This window comes from Mycoplasma sp. CSL7475-4 (assembly GCF_024834065.1).
In the GTDB taxonomy this organism is placed as follows: domain Bacteria; phylum Bacillota_I; class Bacilli_A; order Mycoplasmatales; family Metamycoplasmataceae; genus Mycoplasmopsis.
Genome location: NZ_JANUYA010000018.1, coordinates 1 through 2,555, shown reverse-complemented (window position 1 = coordinate 2,555; position 2,555 = coordinate 1). Strand labels below are relative to the sequence as shown.

Below are 2,555 nucleotides of genomic sequence, written 5' to 3'. Positions count from 1 at the left end.
TTGATTTTATCAATGTAATCATTTAAGATTATTTCTTTGCTCATATTTTCTCCTTATTGATACGTTAGCTAGTTTTTATCTAATTAAAATTATATTATTCATAAATGTAATTATGAAATGAAATATCAGTCGTATAGATAAAATGAAATAAAAAACAAAAGTTCCACTTTTTTAAATTTGACAAATGAGAACTTTTGTTTTTTATTTCACAAGGCAATGCAGTGTTTGGGCACTATCGCCAGTTTTGAAAGGCCTAGCAGTTCGCTGATTAATGTGGAACATATTTATGCAAATGACAATAATAATTGCAAATATTTCTTATATGATGAATATCATTTATTGATTTCCTTATAAAATTTAATTACGAGGAGATAATTGTTGGCATTTTAAAAACACAAAAACATATTTCACTTGGTTAAAAGGAGAATGGATGATATTTAACAAAATTAGCGACAAAATTAAAATTTTAATAAACATTTTAGTAATTGTTTTGAGTGCTGTTATTGGAATTACAAAGGCATTTATGGTAATTTTAAATAACTCATATTTATGAGCAAGTGGCGAACCTGTTATTGAAGCTTTTGCTGTTCTTTCGACACCGATAAGTGCTATTTTAGTGTTTGTTTCGCTTTGATCAATAGTTGAAATTATAGTGAAACATAAAACTAAAAAAGTTGTGGTTGTTAGTTCAATCGGAATTGTACTATCATTAATCGCAATTACCTTAACACTATTTAATTTAACATTCCAACACAGAACTTCATTTAAATTAAATTACTCACATTCAATGGTTGTTTGATTTATTTTGTTGTTAGTTCTAACATTGATTTATTCAATAATTTATATTCAATTTAGAAACGAGTTCAATAATAACATTGAATTAGCTAAAATTAAAAAACATTATTTGATTATTTTTATTGTTATTCTAACAATTTTTGTGGCTTTAATGTTTAGCTGGATTTTACTAGATTTATATTTAAGTTTTAAATATGGTCCAAGTAAAATAGAGCTTATACACCGCAAATAATAATTAATATTAGATTAAGAAAATTTAACACCAATGTCCGAAAGGCACATTGGTGTTTTTGTTAAAAATTTTTGCTGTCTATTGGCAACATTTAGTTTTTATATTACATGAATAATTAAATATCATTTTAAAAAAAATAAAATAAACGATGACAAAAAAAATTAGACACCAACCTTTACGATTTGGGTCAAATTTTTTTGTCCTCATTTAATTTACAATTAATTTATATAAGGTGATCAATGAATTAAGAAATTCAAGTACAAGAGAAAAAGAATTGCTTAAAAAAACTTGTTAGTTTCCGCGGAAATTCTTAAATTATTATCCAAAACTTATCAAGAATTAATTAATAAAATTTAAAATGTGCTTTAAAAAAAGCACAATACTGGACAATAAAATTCTACATTAAATCACAAATCTATAAAGCAAAAACCCTTTTCCTATTTTTTAAAAAAGCTTTTTTGCTTCTTAAATCATAACAACTCCCCATCTTCTATTTGCTTAATTAAGCAATAAAGATACTCGTGTATAATTAAATTAATAATTTTAAGGAGAAAAATATGAAAGTAAAATTTAAATCTCAACCAGTAAACTTACTTGGTAATGAAATAAAAGTAGGCGATATATTCCCTTCTTTTAAAGGTGTTAATTTGGACATGAGTGATTTTGAATTTGATTCATTGCCAAAAACAAAAAAACTTATTTTATCAATTCCATCAATCGACACTGGTGTTTGCGAAATGGAAACTACTAAATTTATGCATAAATTTGCACAAACAAATTACCCAGTAGTTGCAGTATCACAAGATTTACCATTCGCATTCAATCGTTGATGTGCGGCCACAGGTAATAAAACTGTAATTCCGGTCAGCGAATTTAGACATCACGATTTCGCTTTAAAAACCGGAACTCTTCTAGAAGGAATTGGTCTTTTAACCCGGGCAGTTTTTGTTTTGGACGAAAACAATAAAGTCTTACATGTTGAATACCTAGAAGAAGTCGGTAATGAACCTGATTATGATGCTGTAATGAAATTTTTTAACTAAATATGTTCACGCGCAAGCGTGAATTTTTTATTTATGTAAAAATGTTTTCGCCTAAAGCTAATTTATTTTGATGATTATTAACTAAAACAAACTATATACCGACTAAATTTAGCAAACTGTGACTATATATAATATAAGAGTTCAATATTAATATTAATTAGAAAATTAAAATTCAGGCTCCTAACCTTAAATATAAAAAAAATTTAATTTTTTATTTTGACAATTTGTCTTTTTATGTAAAATAATATTGCTATTAATCGTTAAGTGGTAACAAAAAAAATAGCTAAAAAAAAATTAAAAAAATGTTTTCTTAAAAATAATTTTAAGCTATAATAAATTAGCTAAATTGATAGCAAATAATCGTTCTTTGAAAACTAGATATATAAACATGACGAAGTCAATTTTTTCGAGAGTTTGATCCTGGCTCAGGATGAACGCTGGCTGTGTGCCTAATACATGCAAGTCGAGCGAAGTACTTTTGTACT

At 26.0% G+C, this 2,555-nt stretch carries 2 protein-coding genes and 1 rRNA gene; all 3 read left to right on the top strand.

The features are described 5' to 3' along the window. The first annotated feature begins 430 nt into the window (after positions 1-430). The gene (locus tag NXS15_RS03720) at positions 431-1,027 is read left to right on the top strand and encodes a hypothetical protein (protein ID WP_259290519.1); all 597 of its coding nucleotides are present in this window, start codon (positions 431-433) and stop codon (positions 1,025-1,027) included. 557 nt (positions 1,028-1,584) lie between these two features. Continuing rightward, on the top strand, positions 1,585-2,070 hold the full coding sequence (gene tpx / locus NXS15_RS03715; protein ID WP_259290518.1) for a thiol peroxidase: 486 nt from the start codon (positions 1,585-1,587) through the stop codon (positions 2,068-2,070). 402 nt (positions 2,071-2,472) lie between these two features. Beyond that, a 16S ribosomal RNA gene (locus NXS15_RS03710) occupies positions 2,473-2,555 on the top strand; the annotation flags it as partial.